Source organism: Halomonas sp., assembly GCF_014859505.1.
Taxonomy (GTDB): Bacteria; Pseudomonadota; Gammaproteobacteria; order Pseudomonadales; family Halomonadaceae; genus Halomonas.
The window spans coordinates 1-12,918 of the sequence record NZ_JACUUD010000088.1; the positions used below are offsets into that span (position 1 = coordinate 1).

General features: G+C 69.3%; 13 protein-coding genes. 9 read left to right on the forward strand and 4 right to left on the reverse strand.

What is annotated here, in order from left to right; genetic code table 11:
- Positions 1–7: 7 nt before the first annotated feature.
- The gene (locus IBX53_RS11630; RefSeq protein ID WP_290909372.1) at positions 8–397 is read right to left on the reverse strand and encodes a hypothetical protein; all 390 of its coding nucleotides are present in this window, start codon (positions 395–397) and stop codon (positions 8–10) included.
- A gap of 168 nt (positions 398–565) precedes the next feature.
- Here IBX53_RS11630 and fabV point away from each other — a divergent pair, with 168 nt between their 5' ends.
- The 4 genes from fabV (at position 566) to IBX53_RS11650 (ending at position 4,036) form a co-directional block, all read left to right on the forward strand.
- The gene (gene fabV, locus IBX53_RS11635; RefSeq protein ID WP_290909374.1) at positions 566–1,774 is read left to right on the forward strand and encodes an enoyl-ACP reductase FabV; all 1,209 of its coding nucleotides are present in this window, start codon (positions 566–568) and stop codon (positions 1,772–1,774) included.
- Positions 1,775–1,840: 66 nt separating this feature from the next.
- Positions 1,841–2,056: a hypothetical protein gene (locus IBX53_RS11640; RefSeq protein ID WP_290909376.1), complete on the forward strand. Its 216-nt coding sequence runs from the start codon at positions 1,841–1,843 to the stop codon at positions 2,054–2,056.
- A gap of 157 nt (positions 2,057–2,213) precedes the next feature.
- Positions 2,214–3,119 (forward strand): GlxA family transcriptional regulator, encoded by a 906-nt coding sequence (locus IBX53_RS11645; RefSeq protein ID WP_290909394.1) that lies wholly within the window; start codon positions 2,214–2,216, stop codon positions 3,117–3,119.
- Positions 3,116–4,036 (forward strand): DMT family transporter, encoded by a 921-nt coding sequence (locus IBX53_RS11650; protein WP_290909377.1) that lies wholly within the window; start codon positions 3,116–3,118, stop codon positions 4,034–4,036. The genes IBX53_RS11645 and IBX53_RS11650 overlap by 4 nt, the downstream gene beginning before the upstream one ends.
- Positions 4,037–4,054: 18 nt before the next feature.
- Here IBX53_RS11650 and IBX53_RS11655 read toward each other — a convergent pair whose 3' ends face one another.
- On the reverse strand, positions 4,055–4,687 hold the full coding sequence (locus IBX53_RS11655; protein ID WP_290909379.1) for a methyltransferase domain-containing protein: 633 nt from the start codon (positions 4,685–4,687) through the stop codon (positions 4,055–4,057).
- A 143-nt stretch (positions 4,688–4,830) separates the two neighbouring features.
- On the opposite strand from IBX53_RS11655, the gene IBX53_RS11660 reads away from it, so the two are divergent.
- Genes IBX53_RS11660 through astB form a run of 5 tightly spaced genes read left to right on the forward strand, consistent with a single transcriptional unit; the run spans position 4,831 to position 11,054 of the window.
- On the forward strand, positions 4,831–6,045 hold the full coding sequence (locus IBX53_RS11660) for an aspartate aminotransferase family protein (protein ID WP_290909381.1): 1,215 nt from the start codon (positions 4,831–4,833) through the stop codon (positions 6,043–6,045).
- Positions 6,046–6,086: 41 nt separating this feature from the next.
- Positions 6,087–7,175, forward strand: a complete 1,089-nt coding sequence (locus tag IBX53_RS11665; protein ID WP_290909383.1) for an arginine N-succinyltransferase — start codon at positions 6,087–6,089, stop codon at positions 7,173–7,175.
- Positions 7,175–8,221 (forward strand): arginine N-succinyltransferase, encoded by a 1,047-nt coding sequence (gene astA / locus IBX53_RS11670; protein WP_290909385.1) that lies wholly within the window; start codon positions 7,175–7,177, stop codon positions 8,219–8,221. Before IBX53_RS11665 ends, astA begins: the two co-directional genes overlap by 1 nt.
- Positions 8,221–9,690 (forward strand): succinylglutamate-semialdehyde dehydrogenase, encoded by a 1,470-nt coding sequence (gene astD, locus IBX53_RS11675; protein WP_290909387.1) that lies wholly within the window; start codon positions 8,221–8,223, stop codon positions 9,688–9,690. Before astA ends, astD begins: the two co-directional genes overlap by 1 nt.
- On the forward strand, positions 9,687–11,054 hold the full coding sequence (gene astB / locus IBX53_RS11680) for an N-succinylarginine dihydrolase (RefSeq protein WP_290909389.1): 1,368 nt from the start codon (positions 9,687–9,689) through the stop codon (positions 11,052–11,054). The genes astD and astB overlap by 4 nt, the downstream gene beginning before the upstream one ends.
- Positions 11,055–11,130: 76 nt before the next feature.
- Here astB and IBX53_RS11685 read toward each other — a convergent pair whose 3' ends face one another.
- Together IBX53_RS11685 and IBX53_RS11690 are read right to left on the reverse strand one after the other, a co-directional pair.
- Entirely contained in the window at positions 11,131–12,180 is a 1,050-nt protein-coding gene (locus IBX53_RS11685; RefSeq protein ID WP_290909391.1) for an SPFH domain-containing protein, read from the reverse strand.
- A gap of 6 nt (positions 12,181–12,186) precedes the next feature.
- Positions 12,187–12,684: a nodulation efficiency, NfeD-like protein gene (locus tag IBX53_RS11690; RefSeq protein WP_290909392.1), complete on the reverse strand. Its 498-nt coding sequence runs from the start codon at positions 12,682–12,684 to the stop codon at positions 12,187–12,189.
- Positions 12,685–12,918: the final 234 nt, after the last annotated feature.

Below are 12,918 nucleotides of genomic sequence, written 5' to 3' on the forward strand. Positions count from 1 at the left end.
CGGGTCATCATGGGGGTGTCTCGCCCCTTTCCACCATCAGTCGTGCGATCAGCTCATTCCAGCGATGCCTCGTCATCATGGTGGTCAGGCCCGAGAAGAGCATCCAGCTCTTGCGGCGCCAGCCGGTGAGGCGCAGGTTGTGGGCCACCAGCTGCTTCATCAGCGCGTAGTCATCGAAGCGGCGCCATTCGCCGACCATCGACATCTGCTGGCGCCCCAGCACCGGGGCGAGCTCCAGGCGGAAGATCCACTCCAGTTCCTTCAGTGTCATGTCGTGGCGCTCGATCACCTCGATCATGTGCGCGTAGTCGCGCTCGCCGGGCTCGCGCTCCAGCCACAGCGGGGCCAGCGCCAGCCACAGTTCGCCGCGTTCATCGACCAGGGTCTGTGCATTCATCGGGATCCTCCTCGTGGCATTGCGCCCGGAGGTGCATCCTGCCCCAGGCGGGTGGCGGGCTCAAGGGCGGACAGCGCCCGGCGCGGCCGCTAGAATAGGGCGATTGCCACTCCATGACAGCGGGACGGCCGCATGCCGGCCCGACAACGACCAACAGCGAGGTCTGACGTGATCATCAAGCCCAAGGTACGCGGTTTCATCTGCACCACCACCCACCCCGTCGGCTGCGAGAAGAACGTGCTCGAGCAGATCGAGGCGACCCGCGCTCGCGGCCTGGACAAGGCCCGCGGGCCGAAGAAGGTGCTGGTGATCGGGGCCTCCAGCGGCTATGGCCTGGCGGCCCGCATCACCGCGGCCTTCGGCTACGGTGCCGACACCCTGGGCGTGTTCTTCGAGAAGCCGGGCAGCGAGAAGAAGCCCGGCACCGCCGGCTGGTACAACAGTGCCGCCTTCGACCGCCTCGCCAAGCAGGAGGGGCTCTACAGCAAGTCCATCAACGGCGATGCCTTCTCCCACGAGGCCCGCGAGACGGCCATCGAACTGATCCAGCAGGATCTGGGCCAGGTGGATCTGGTGGTCTACTCGCTGGCCTCGCCGGTGCGCAAGCTGCCGGACTCCGGTGAGCTCAAGCGCTCCAGCCTGAAGCCGATCGGCGAGACCTACCGCGCCACCGCCATCGACACCAACAAGGACGCCATCATCGAGGCCGAGGTGGAGCCCGCCACCGAGCAGGAGATCGAGGATACCCGCGCGGTGATGGGCGGCGAGGACTGGGAGCTGTGGATCGACGCCCTGGACCGCGCCGGCGTGCTGGCCCCCGGCGCACGCAGCGTGGCCTTCAGCTACATCGGCACCGAGATCACCTGGCCGATCTACTGGCATGGCGCCCTGGGCAAGGCCAAGGAGGACCTGGACCGCGCCGCCGGCGAGATCGACAGGCGCCTCTCGGCCTCCGGCGGCGGCGCCAACGTGGCGGTGCTCAAGTCGGTGGTCACCCAGGCCAGCGCGGCCATCCCGGTGATGCCGCTCTACATCGCCATGGTCTACAAGGTGATGAAGGAGAAGGGCCTGCACGAGGGCACCATCGACCAGCTCAACCGCCTGTTCGGCGAGGTCCTTTATTCACCGCAGGGACAGGGCAAGATGGCCACCGACGAGGCCGGCCGCCTGCGCCTGGACGACTGGGAGCTGCGCGATGACGTCCAGCAGGCGTGCAAGGAACTGTGGCCACGCGTGACTACCGAAAACCTCTTCGCGATCACCGACTATGCTGGTTACAAGCACGAGTTCCTGAAGCTGTTCGGCTTCGAGCGCGATGACGTCGACTACGAGGCCGATGTGAACCCGGACGTGGAATTCGATGTCGTGACACTGTAAGGACGCGCGAGTCCGGGCAGCTGGACGGTCTCGTGGCGTGGTGGCTTACCGACCCTGGAGGAGCTCATGGACACCAGAGAGAGCAAGACACCGGAAGAGGAACGCGAGCACCTCAAGGAGGTGCTTGAGCCCGAGGACTTCGACCACCCCGAGCGGGATGCCGGCCAGCCGGAGGCGAAGAAACCACCGCCCAGGACCATGCAGCGCCTGCTGCCCATCATTATCGTGGTGCTGGGCCTGCTGGTGGCTGCGATGCTGATCTACAGCGGCAGTGTCCGGTAGGCACCCCAGGACCATCCGACCTCGACCCTCCCGGCCGGGCCTTAGCGCCCGGCCGCCTGCTTGGGTAAGATGAGGGCCCCGTTCCGAGCCGGCCCCGTCCATGCATGAACCCCCGTCATCCCTGCCTGCTCTGTCGTCTTGTCGGTGGGTAGGCGTGCTGGTGCTGCCAGGCTTCTCGCTGCTGGCCCAGGCGTGCGCCACCGAACCCCTGACGGTGGCCGGCCAGCTCGCCGAGGCGCCCCTCTATCGCCTCGTCACCCTGGGGGCGGCGGTGCAGCCGGTCGCCAGCGCTTCCGGCCAGCAGTTGCTGGCCGAACGCGCCCTGGCCCAGTCTCTCGATGATCTGGACATGCTGGTGGTTTGCGCCCCCGGTGCCCAGGCGGCAGACGAGGCCCTGCGGAGGCGGCTGGTCGAGCTGGCGATACCGGGACGCCCGATCGCGGGGATCGGCGGGGGAGCGGAACTGCTGGCCCGGGCCGGGCTGCTGGACGGCTACCGGGCCACGGTGCCCAGGCAGCACCTCGAGGCGGTGCGTCGCGCCCATCCGCGCATCCGGCTCTCCCGGCAGCCGTTCGAGATCGACCGCGAGCGCCTGACCTGCGGCGGCGGCACGGCCGCCCTGGACATGATGATGACCCTCGTCGGGCGCCAGCACGGCAGCGCGCTTGCCGAGCGGGTCTCGGCCCACTTCGTGCAGGAGCGGGTGCGCATGGGCGATGATCCGCCGCCCGGCCTGCCGTCGGGTGCCGTCCCCGAGAGCCTGACTGAGGCGCTGGCGCTGATGGAAACCAATATCGAGGAGCCGCTGACCACCGCCGAGCTGGCCGAGCACCTGGGGATCTCGCGGCGCCAGCTGGAGCGGCTGTTCAAGAAGCACCTGCAGGCGGTGCCCAGCCGCTATTACCTGGACCTGCGCCTGCAGCGGGCGCGGCGGCTGCTGCGCGAGGGCGAACGCCCGGCCGGGGAGGTGGCATTGATGACCGGCTTCTCCTCGGCGGCGCACTTCTCCACCGCCTACCGCAACCACTTCGGCCTGACACCGCGGGAGGAGCGGCTGAGTTGATCTCCCTGCACACCCTGCATGCCCTGAGGCCCCATCTCTTCCTGCTGTTGGTGGTGGCGATCTTCTCCGGCAATATCCTGGTGGGCAAGGCGCTGGCCGAGCTGCCTCCCTTCACCGTCTCGCTGGGGCGGGTGGCCATCGCGCTTGCGATCATGCTGCCGCTGGGGTGGTACCAGGCGCGTCAGGGCTGGCCGTTGTTCCGCCGCCACTGGAGGCCACTGCTGGGCCTGGCGCTCACCGGCGTGGCCTTCTTCAATGCCCTGATCTACGCCTCGCTGAGCTACACCTCGGCCACCAACGTGGCCATTCTCGAGAGCCTGATCCCGGTGGTGACCCTGCTGCTCAGCGTGCTGTTCCTGGGAGAGCGCTTTCGGCCCCTGCAGTGGGCCGGCGTGGCGCTCTCCCTGGCCGGTGCCGTGGCGGTGATCCTGGCCGGCCAGGGGCCCGAGGCGCTGGCGGGCGGGATCAATCCAGGCGACCTGATCATGCTGCTGGCGGTGTTGATATGGGTGGGATATTCGTTCCTGGTCAGGGAGCACATGGCGCGCTTTCCGCGCTACGGCAGCCTGCTGGTGATGCTGGCCATCGCCAACCTGGCGCTGGCCCCCATCGCCCTGCTCGAGGGCGCCTGGCAGGTGGTGCCGGGGCTGACGGCGCGGCAGTGGGCCGGGCTCGCCTACCTGGGCATCTTCCCCTCGGTGGTGGCGCTGCTGCTCTACAACGGCGCCCTGGCCGAGATCGGCCCGACCCGGGCGGCGGTCTACCTGAACCTGCTGCCGGTCTTCACCATGCTGGGTGCCTGGTGGCTGCTGGGGGATCAGATCCTGACGGTGCAGGTCGTTGCCAGCCTGGTGGTGATCGTCGGCGTCTGGTTCACCATCGCGCCGGCGTCGCTGGTTTCCCGGCCACGTGCTTAGGCAGGGGGCAGAGCGGGGTCAGGCGGTGCGGGCTCCTGCCGGGCGCGCCAGCAGGGCGCGAAACAGCGTGCCCATCATCACCGGGGTGTCCTGCTCGATGGTGAAGCCGGCGGCCTCCAGCAGCGGGCGGGCCTGGCGGGTGATGTCGGTGGCGATGGCGCTGGTCAGGGCGTTGAGGGCGCGGCGGGAGGCGCCCGCGGGGCGATCGTCGGCCTGGAACTTGTCCATCACGCAGAGCTGGCCGTCGCTTCTGAGCACCCGGCGGGCCTCGGCGAGGCCGCGGGCCGGGTCGGGCATCACCGCCACGATCAGGTGCATCACCACCACATCGAAGTGATCGGCGGGAAAGCCGAGCGACTCTGCATCCATCACCGCGGCCTGGACGTCCATGCCCAGCGCCTCGGCGCGGCGCTCGGTCCGCTTCACCATGGCCGGGCTGAGGTCAGTGGCGTGGATCTCCACGTCGCGGGGCAGCCAGGGCAGGTCGAGCCCGGTGCCGGCCCCCACCAGCAGCACCCGCATCCCGGGTTGCCAGGTCACCTGGTCAAGCGATGCGTGGCGTGGCCGACGGAAGGCGCGGTCGGCCACGGCGTCATAGAGCGGCGCGTAGAGGCTGTAGCGCAGCCGGTTCCAGGCGGTGGTGTTGAACATGGGCGACTCCAGGGAAGCATCGACCTCAGCCTAGCCTTTTTCACAACTCCCTGTCCCATCGATGAAAGCGGTCGCCGGGGGGAATCCCTATACTCGGAGGAGCATCCGCCACGCATCCCCCCTTCCCGCAAAGGACCCGCGACATGAGCCAGACTCCGACCCGCGCCGACTTCGACCAGTACATGGTGCCCAACTACGCCCCCCAGCAGGCGATCCCGGTGCGCGGGGAGGGGAGCCGGCTGTGGGATCAGCAGGGGCGCGAGTACATCGACTTCGCCGGCGGCATCGCCGTGAACTCCCTGGGCCATTGCCATCCGACGCTGGTCGAGGCGCTCACCGAGCAGGCGGGCAAGCTCTGGCACCTCTCCAACGTCTACACCAACGAGCCGGCCCTGGCCCTGGCGCGCAGCCTGGTCGAGCGCACCTTCGCCGACAAGGTCTACCTCTGCTCCTCCGGCGGCGAGGCCAACGAGGCGGCCCTCAAGCTGGCGCGTCGCTGGTCCCACGACCACCACGGCGAGCACAAGCACCGCATCGTCTCCTTTACCCAGTCGTTCCACGGCCGCACCTTCTTCACCGTCAGCGTCGGCGGCCAGCCCAAGTACGCCCAGGGCTTCGGTCCGGTGCCCGGGGGGATCGTCCATGGCGAGTTCAACAACCTCGACAGCGTCCGCGACCTGATCGACGACGACACCTGCGCGGTGATGGTGGAGCCGATGCAGGGCGAGGGCGGCATCATCCCCGCCACGCCCGAGTTCCTGCAGGGGCTGCGCGCCCTGTGCGATGCTCACGATGCCCTGCTGATCTTCGACGAGGTGCAGACCGGGGTTGGGCGCAGTGGCTCCCTCTACGCCTACATGCAATACGGCGTGACGCCTGACATCCTGACCAGCGCCAAGTCGCTGGGCGGCGGCTTCCCGGTGGGCGCCATGCTCACCACCGACCGTATCGCCCCGGCCATGGCCATCGGCACCCACGGCTCCACCTACGGCGGCAACGCCCTGGCCTCTGCCGTGGCCCTGGCGGCCGTCGAGTTCATCGACACCCCCGAGGTGCTGGCAGGCGTGAAGCACCGCCATGCGCTGTTCCGTGAGCATCTGGAGGCGATCAACCAGAAGCACGGGGTGTTCCGCGAGATTCGCGGTATGGGGCTGCTGATGGGTGCCGAGATGGCCCCGGACTACCGGGACCGTGCCAAGGACATCCTGCCGTTGGCCATCGAAGAGGGCCTGATGGCGCTGATCGCCGGCCCCAACGTGCTGCGCATGGCGCCCTCCCTGGTGATACCCGAGACCGACATCGCCGAGGGCATGGCGCGCCTGGAGAGGGCGGTGGCGCGGCTGGTGGCCGGTCAGTGAGCCGCCCCGTCGGCGCCCTGTCATCCGACGGAGATCCCGCCATGCTGATCGTTCGCCCAGCAGTGCCCGCGGACCTGCCCGCTCTGGAGCGCCTGGCCGGTGAGGCCGTGCCGCAGCTGACCAACCTGCCGGCCCACCGCGATCGCCTGGAGGAGCGTATCGCCCGCTCCCGCCAGGCCTTCGCCGCAGAGGTGGCCTTCCCCGGCGACGAGCACTACACCTTCGTGCTCGAGGACCTGGAGCGCGGCGAGACGGTGGGCACCGCCACGATCCGCGCCCAGGCAGGTGCCCGGGATGCCTACTACACCTATCGGCAGGAGACCCTGATCCACGCTTCCCAGCAGCTCAACGTGCGTCGGGAGGTGCAGACCCTGGCGCTCTCCCACGAGGTCTCGGAAGCGAGCCTGCTGTGCGCCTATTCGCTGGAGCCCCGCTATCGGGGCACCAGCGCCGATAGCCTGCTGCGCCGTGCGCGGCTGATGTTCATCGCCCAGTACCCGGAGCGCTTCGCCGGCATCCTGGCCATGGCCTTTCCGGGCTTCCTGGACGGGGCCGGAGAGTCGCCCTTCTGGAACAGCGTGGGGCGTCACTTCTTCATGCGCGACTACCAGGAGATCAATACCCTGGCCGGTATCCGTTCGAAGAGCTTCATCGCCGAGGTGATGCCGGAGTTCCCGCTCTACCTGCCGCTGCTTACCCCCCAGGCCCGCGCCGCCATCGGCCGCGAGCATCCCGACCACGAAGCGGCGCTGGCCGAGATGCTGGCCGAGGGCTTCCTGCGCTCGCGTCACGTGGACATCTTCGACGCCGGGCCGGTGATCAAGGCCGAGCGCGAGCGGCTGCAGTCCTTCCGGCGGGCCGCCTGGCACCCGGTGCGCATTCGCCCGGCCCACGCCCTGCCGGACGCCGAGCCGGCCATGGTGGCCAATCAGCGTCTGGGGGATTTCTGCTGCGTGGTGGCACGCTATGCCCTGTCGCCCACCGGCCAGCTGATGCTCTCGCCGGAGCATGCCGAGCGCCTCGGCGTGGGGGAGGGGCGCGCGGTGCTGGCCGCGCCGCTCGCGCTGCCGGGCATGAGCGAGGGCGGCGCCGAGGAGCGCGACCCGGGCTATGACGAGGGAGAGCTGTGATGCGCATTCGACCGATCGCCGAGGGAGACCTGGACGAGCTGCAGGCCCTCTCCCGGGAGACTGGCGTGGGCTTCACCTCGCTGCCCGACAACCGCGAGTTCCTGGCCGCCAAGATCGCCGCCACGGTGAGCGCCTTCGAGGAGCGTGTGCCGCCGGACCGGCGCAACTACTTCTTCGTGCTGGAGGACGAGGCCACTGGCCACCTGGCCGGCTGCTGCGCCATTGAGGGCGAGGTGGGCCGCGAGACGCCCTTCTACCACTACCGGGTGGGCACCCTGGCCCACTCCTCGGTGCAGCTCGACCTGCACCGCACCATCGACAGCCTGTTCCTGTGCTCCGATCACACCGGCGATGCCGAGGTGGCCTCGCTCTTCCTGCGCCCCCAGTACCGCGGCAGCGACCGCCGCCACGAGCGCAACGGGGCGCTGCTCTCCATGATGCGCTGGCTGTTCATGGCGGAGTTTCGCGACCGCTTCCCCGACAAGGTGCTGGCGGAGATGCGCGGCGTCTTCGATGAACGGGGCAGGAGCCCCTTCTGGCACTGCCTGGGCAGCCACTTCTTTCCGCTGGATTTCGACGAGGCCGACCGGCTGACGGGACTGGGGCAGAAGAGCTTCATCGGCGAGCTGATGCCCAAGTACCCGATCTACACGCCCTTCCTCTCCGAGGAGGCGCGGGCCTGCATCGGCCGGGTCCACGAGCAGACACGTCCGGCCCTGGCGATGCTCAAGAAGGAGGGTCTGCGCTGGGAGGGCTACATCGACATCTTCGACGGTGGCCCCACTGTGGAGGCCTACATCGACGATGTGCGCGGGGTGCGCCTCTCGAAGCGCTGCCGGGTCGAGATCGTCCCGGCAGCGTTCGAGCCGGGCGCGCGACCGCGCTGGCTGGCCGCCACCACCGGGATGGCCGACTTTCGCGCCGCCTGGGTGGGGCGCGGCCCCGATGAGAAGGGCGTGCTCAGGCTCTCCCCCGACGAGGCGGCGTGCCTCGAGGTGGAATCCGGCGCAGACCTGCGCATTCTGGATACCGAGGAGGAAGGCTGATGAAGGCGACACGAGAGCTGCTGGTGGGCGGCATCTGGCAGGCCGGGGAGGGCAAGACCTTCACCAAGCACGACCCGGTCTCCGGCGAGCGCCTCTGGGAGGGGGGCGCCGCGAGCCCTGACCAGGTGGGGGCCGCCGTGACGGCCGCCCGGGAGGCCTTTCCGGGCTGGGCGCGCACACCCCTTGCCGAGCGCCAGGCCCTGGTGGAGCGTTTCCGGGAGGTGCTGGAGCGCCATCGCGAGGACCTGGCCGCGGCCATCGCTCACGAGACCGGCAAGCCGCTGTGGGAGTCGCGTACCGAGGTAGGCTCGATGATCGGCAAGGTGGCGATCTCGATCCGCGCCCACCAGGAGCGCACCGGCGAGCGGGAGCGCGACCTGGGCGATACCCGGGCCGTGCTGCGCCACCGTCCCCACGGCGTGATGGCGGTCTTCGGCCCTTACAACTTCCCCGGCCATCTACCGAACGGCCACATGGTGCCGGCGCTGCTGGCCGGCAACTGCGTGGTCTTCAAGCCCAGCGAGCAGACGCCGCTGACCGCCGACCTCACCCTGCAGTGCTGGCTGGAGTCGGGGCTGCCGGCCGGGGTGATCAACCTGGTGCAGGGGGCGGCGGAGGTCGGCCAGGCGCTGGCCGCCGACCCGGGCATCGACGGTCTGCTGTTCACCGGCAGCGCCGGGGTGGGGGGGATACTGCACCGCCAGTTCGCCGACCGGCTGGACAAGATCCTGGCGCTGGAACTGGGCGGCAACAACCCGCTGGTGGTGAAGGACGTGCCCGACCAGGACGCCGCGGTGCTCACCATCCTGCAGTCGGCCTACCTCTCGGGCGGCCAGCGCTGCACCTGTGCCCGTCGGCTGATCGTGCCCGAGGGGCCGGTGGGGGATCACCTCCTCGATGCGCTCAGTGACGCCATCTCGCGGCTGCGGGTGGCCGGTCCCTTCAGCGAGCCCGCTCCCTTCTATGGTGGCCTGGTCAGCGTGGCGGCCGCCGATGGACTGCTTGTGGCCCAGGCGGCGCTGGAGGAGCTCGGCGGCACGGTGCTGGCGCGCATGGAGCGCCTCGAGACCGGTACCAGCCTGCTCTCGCCGGGGCTGGTCGACGTCACCGGGCTGGCGCTGCCCGACGAGGAGCACTTCGGCCCGCTGCTCAAGGTGCAGCGCTACCGCGACTGGGACGAGGCGATCCGGCTGGCCAACGACACCCGCTACGGGCTGGCCGCCGGGCTGATCGGCGGCGAGCACGCCGACTGGGAGGAGTTCCTGCTGCGCATCCGCGCCGGGATCGTCAACTGGAACCGCCAGACCACCGGTGCCTCCGGCGACGCGCCCTTCGGCGGGGTGGGGGAGAGCGGCAACCACCGCCCCAGCGCCTTCTATGCGGCGGATTACTGCGCCTATCCGGTGGCTTCCATGGAGAGCGAGGACCTGCACCTGCCTGACCAGCTGCCACCGGGGGTGAGCCTGTGAGTGCATCGCGAAGCGGCGACTATCGCGAGGTCAACTTCGACGGCCTGGTAGGGCCGACCCACAATTACTCGGGCCTGGCGCTGGGCAATGTCGCCTCGATGAGCCACGGCGGCCTGGTGGCCAACCCCCGGGAGGGAGCCCTGCAGGGGCTGGCCAAGATGAAGGCGCTGCTGGACGCCGGCTATCTCCAGGGGGTGCTGCCGCCCCAGCAGCGCCCGGACCTCGGCGCGCTGCGCGCGCTGGGTTTCACCGGCAGCGACGAGCGGGTGCTGGCCCGGGCCGCCGGCGAGGCGCCGCAGATCCTGCGTGCGGTGTGTTCCGCCTCGAGCATGTGGACCGCCAATGCCGCCACGGTGACGCCGAGCCCGGATGCCCCGGACGGCCGGGTGCACTTCACGCCGGCCAACCTGCAGTCGAGCTTCCATCGCTTCCTGGAGCCGGCCACCACAGGACGGGTGCTGCAGGCGATCTTCCGCGATGACGCGCACTTCGCGCACCACCCGGCGCTGCCGGCGACGCCGGCCTTCTCCGACGAAGGGGCGGCCAACCATACGCGCCTGGCCGGTGACCACGGTGACGCCGGCGTGCACCTCTTCGTCTACGGCCGCGAGGCCTTCGGCTGGGGCAGCGAGACCTTGACCGCCCCGCAGCGCTTCCCGGCGCGCCAGACCCTGGAGGCGAGCCAGGCGGTGGCCCGCCAGCACGGCCTGGCCGAGTCGCAGACGGTGTTCGCCCAGCAGCATCCCGAGGCCATCGACGCCGGGGTCTTCCACAACGATGTCATCGCGGTGGGCAACGGCCCGGTGCTGCTCTATCACGAGATGGCCTTCCTCGACGAGACGGGCACCCTCGAGGCGCTGCGCGAGCGGATGGGCGCGCCGCTGATCCCGGTCCGCGTGCCCGTGGAAGCGGTGAGCCTTGCGGACGCCGTGGGCTCCTATCTCTTCAACTCCCAACTGCTCTCCAACCCCGACGGCTCCATGACCCTGGTGGTGCCCGGGGAGTGCCAGGAGAACGAGAGCGTGTGGCGTACGGTTCAGGACCACCTGCTGGCCGGGGCCAACCCCATCGGCGAGGTGGTGGTGAAGGACGTCAAGCAGAGCATGCGCAACGGCGGCGGTCCCGCCTGCCTGCGCCTGAGGGTGGTGCTCTCGGCCGAGGAGCGCGAGGCGCTGTCCGGAAGGGTGCTGCTGGATGAGGCCCTGCACGGCGAACTGGTCGCCTGGGTGGAGCGTCACTATCGCGACCGCCTGGCGCCCGAGGACCTCGCCGACCCGGCCCTGGCCCGGGAGACCCTCGTCGCCCTGGACGAGCTCTCCTCGCTGCTGCGTATCGGCTCGGTGTATCCGTTTCAGCTGGGGTGACAAATCTCCGCCTGCCAACGAGACCGGCCCGCCATCTGGCGGGCCGGTCTCGTTGGGGACAGGTGCCTTGGCAGGCTCAGCCGCCGCTGGCCGCTCCGCCCACCACGCCGCCGCGCAGGCCGCTGCGGTTGCCGCTGGCCTGAAGGTGGTTGGCCACGGCGTCTTCCGGTGAGCCGGCCATCTCGCGGAACATGCCCATGGAGCCCAGCAGCGCCGAGGACTCGTAGGGCACGAAGACACGCTCGCCGTCCTTGGCCATGGTCGGCAGCACCTTGATGTAGCTCTGGCCGAGCAGGTAGCCCACCACGGTGCGCTTGTTCTCCTCGCTGTCGCCGATGGCGCCCAGCACCAGCTTGATCGACTCCTGCTCGCCCTGGGCGCGCAGGATGGCCGACTCCTTGTCGCCCTGGGCGTTGAGGATCGACGATTCGCGCTGGCCCTGGGCCATGGCGATGGCGGCGGACTTCTCGCCCTCGGCCTCGGTCACGGTGGCACGGCGCTTGCGTTCGGCCGCCATCTGCAGGCGCATGGCGGACTCCACCTCCTCGGGCATGGCGATGTCCTGCACCTCCACCCGCGAGATCTTGACCCCCCACTTGGAGGCGGCTTCTTCCATGGCCGACTGGATCTCGTTGTTGACCTCGGCGCGGGACTCGAACAGCTTGTCGAGCTCCATCTTGCCGACCACTGAGCGCAGGGTGGTCTTGGCCAGCACCTCCACCGCCTGGCTCATGTTCTCCACTTCATAGACTGCGCGTTTGGGGTCGATGATCTGGTAGTAGAGGGCGCCGTTGATATTCACCGTGACGTTGTCGGTGGTCACCACCGGCTGGCCGGGGAAGTCCATCACCGTCTCGCGGCGGTCGATGCGCGTCTCGCTGCTGGTGATGGCCTGATAGTCCTCGCCCATCTTGCGGTAGCGGATCATGGTGATGGCGCGGGGTTGGTCGATGAAGGGGACGATGATGTTGATGCCGCTCTCCAGCACGCGGTTGAACGACCCCAGGCGCTCGATCACCATCACCTCCGACTGGCGGACGATCACGAGCCCCTTGGCGATGATCAGGATGCCGATGACGACGACGATCAGGGCGATGATCAGCCCCGGACTGACAGGAAGATCCATGCGGAATTACTCCGTGTGTTGGCGGGCGCGCGAATCCGGCGCCGAATGGGCAAGGTGCACGATGGCGGTGGTGCCATCGAAGGTCTGGAAGATGACTCGTGTGTCGGGTGGCAGGTCGGTCTCACCGCTGCTTTCGTCGGCGTCAGCGGCGACCCGCAGGCGATAGAAGTCGCCGTTGATCTTGATGCCGCTGGCGCCGTCGAAGTCGCGCTTGAGGACGGTGTAGATGCGGCCCTTCTCCACCCCGGTACCGGTGGTGCCGTAGGCCACGCCGCGGGGCGAGAAGCGCGGGCGGATCACCCACACCGCCAGCGGCACCAGCACGCCGGAGAAGAGGCCCATGCCCAGCAGCTGCCAGGGAAGCGACAGCCCCAGGCCAGCGAGAGCCGCGGTCAGGGCCGCGGCGGCAGCCAGTGCCAGCAGCACCAGGCCGCCGGTGGTGAGCTCGGCAAGGCCCAGCAGCAGGGCGACGATCAGCCAGATGACGGCGGGGTTCCAGTCCATGGGGCGTTCCGTTGGCTCGGGTCAGAATAGGGCTTGGGGCAGCGGGTGGCTCGGCAGCAATAGGCAGAGCTAATGAATGAGGTCACCTCGAGGGTACGCGGTTACCGCGCCACCTGCTATGCCTGGCGACTTCATGATAGGGTGGAACCGGTTGACCCTCGGGCAGTCCACAGAGGGCAGAATGCAGGAATGCAGGAATGCAGGAATGCAGGAATGCAGGAATGCAGGAATGCA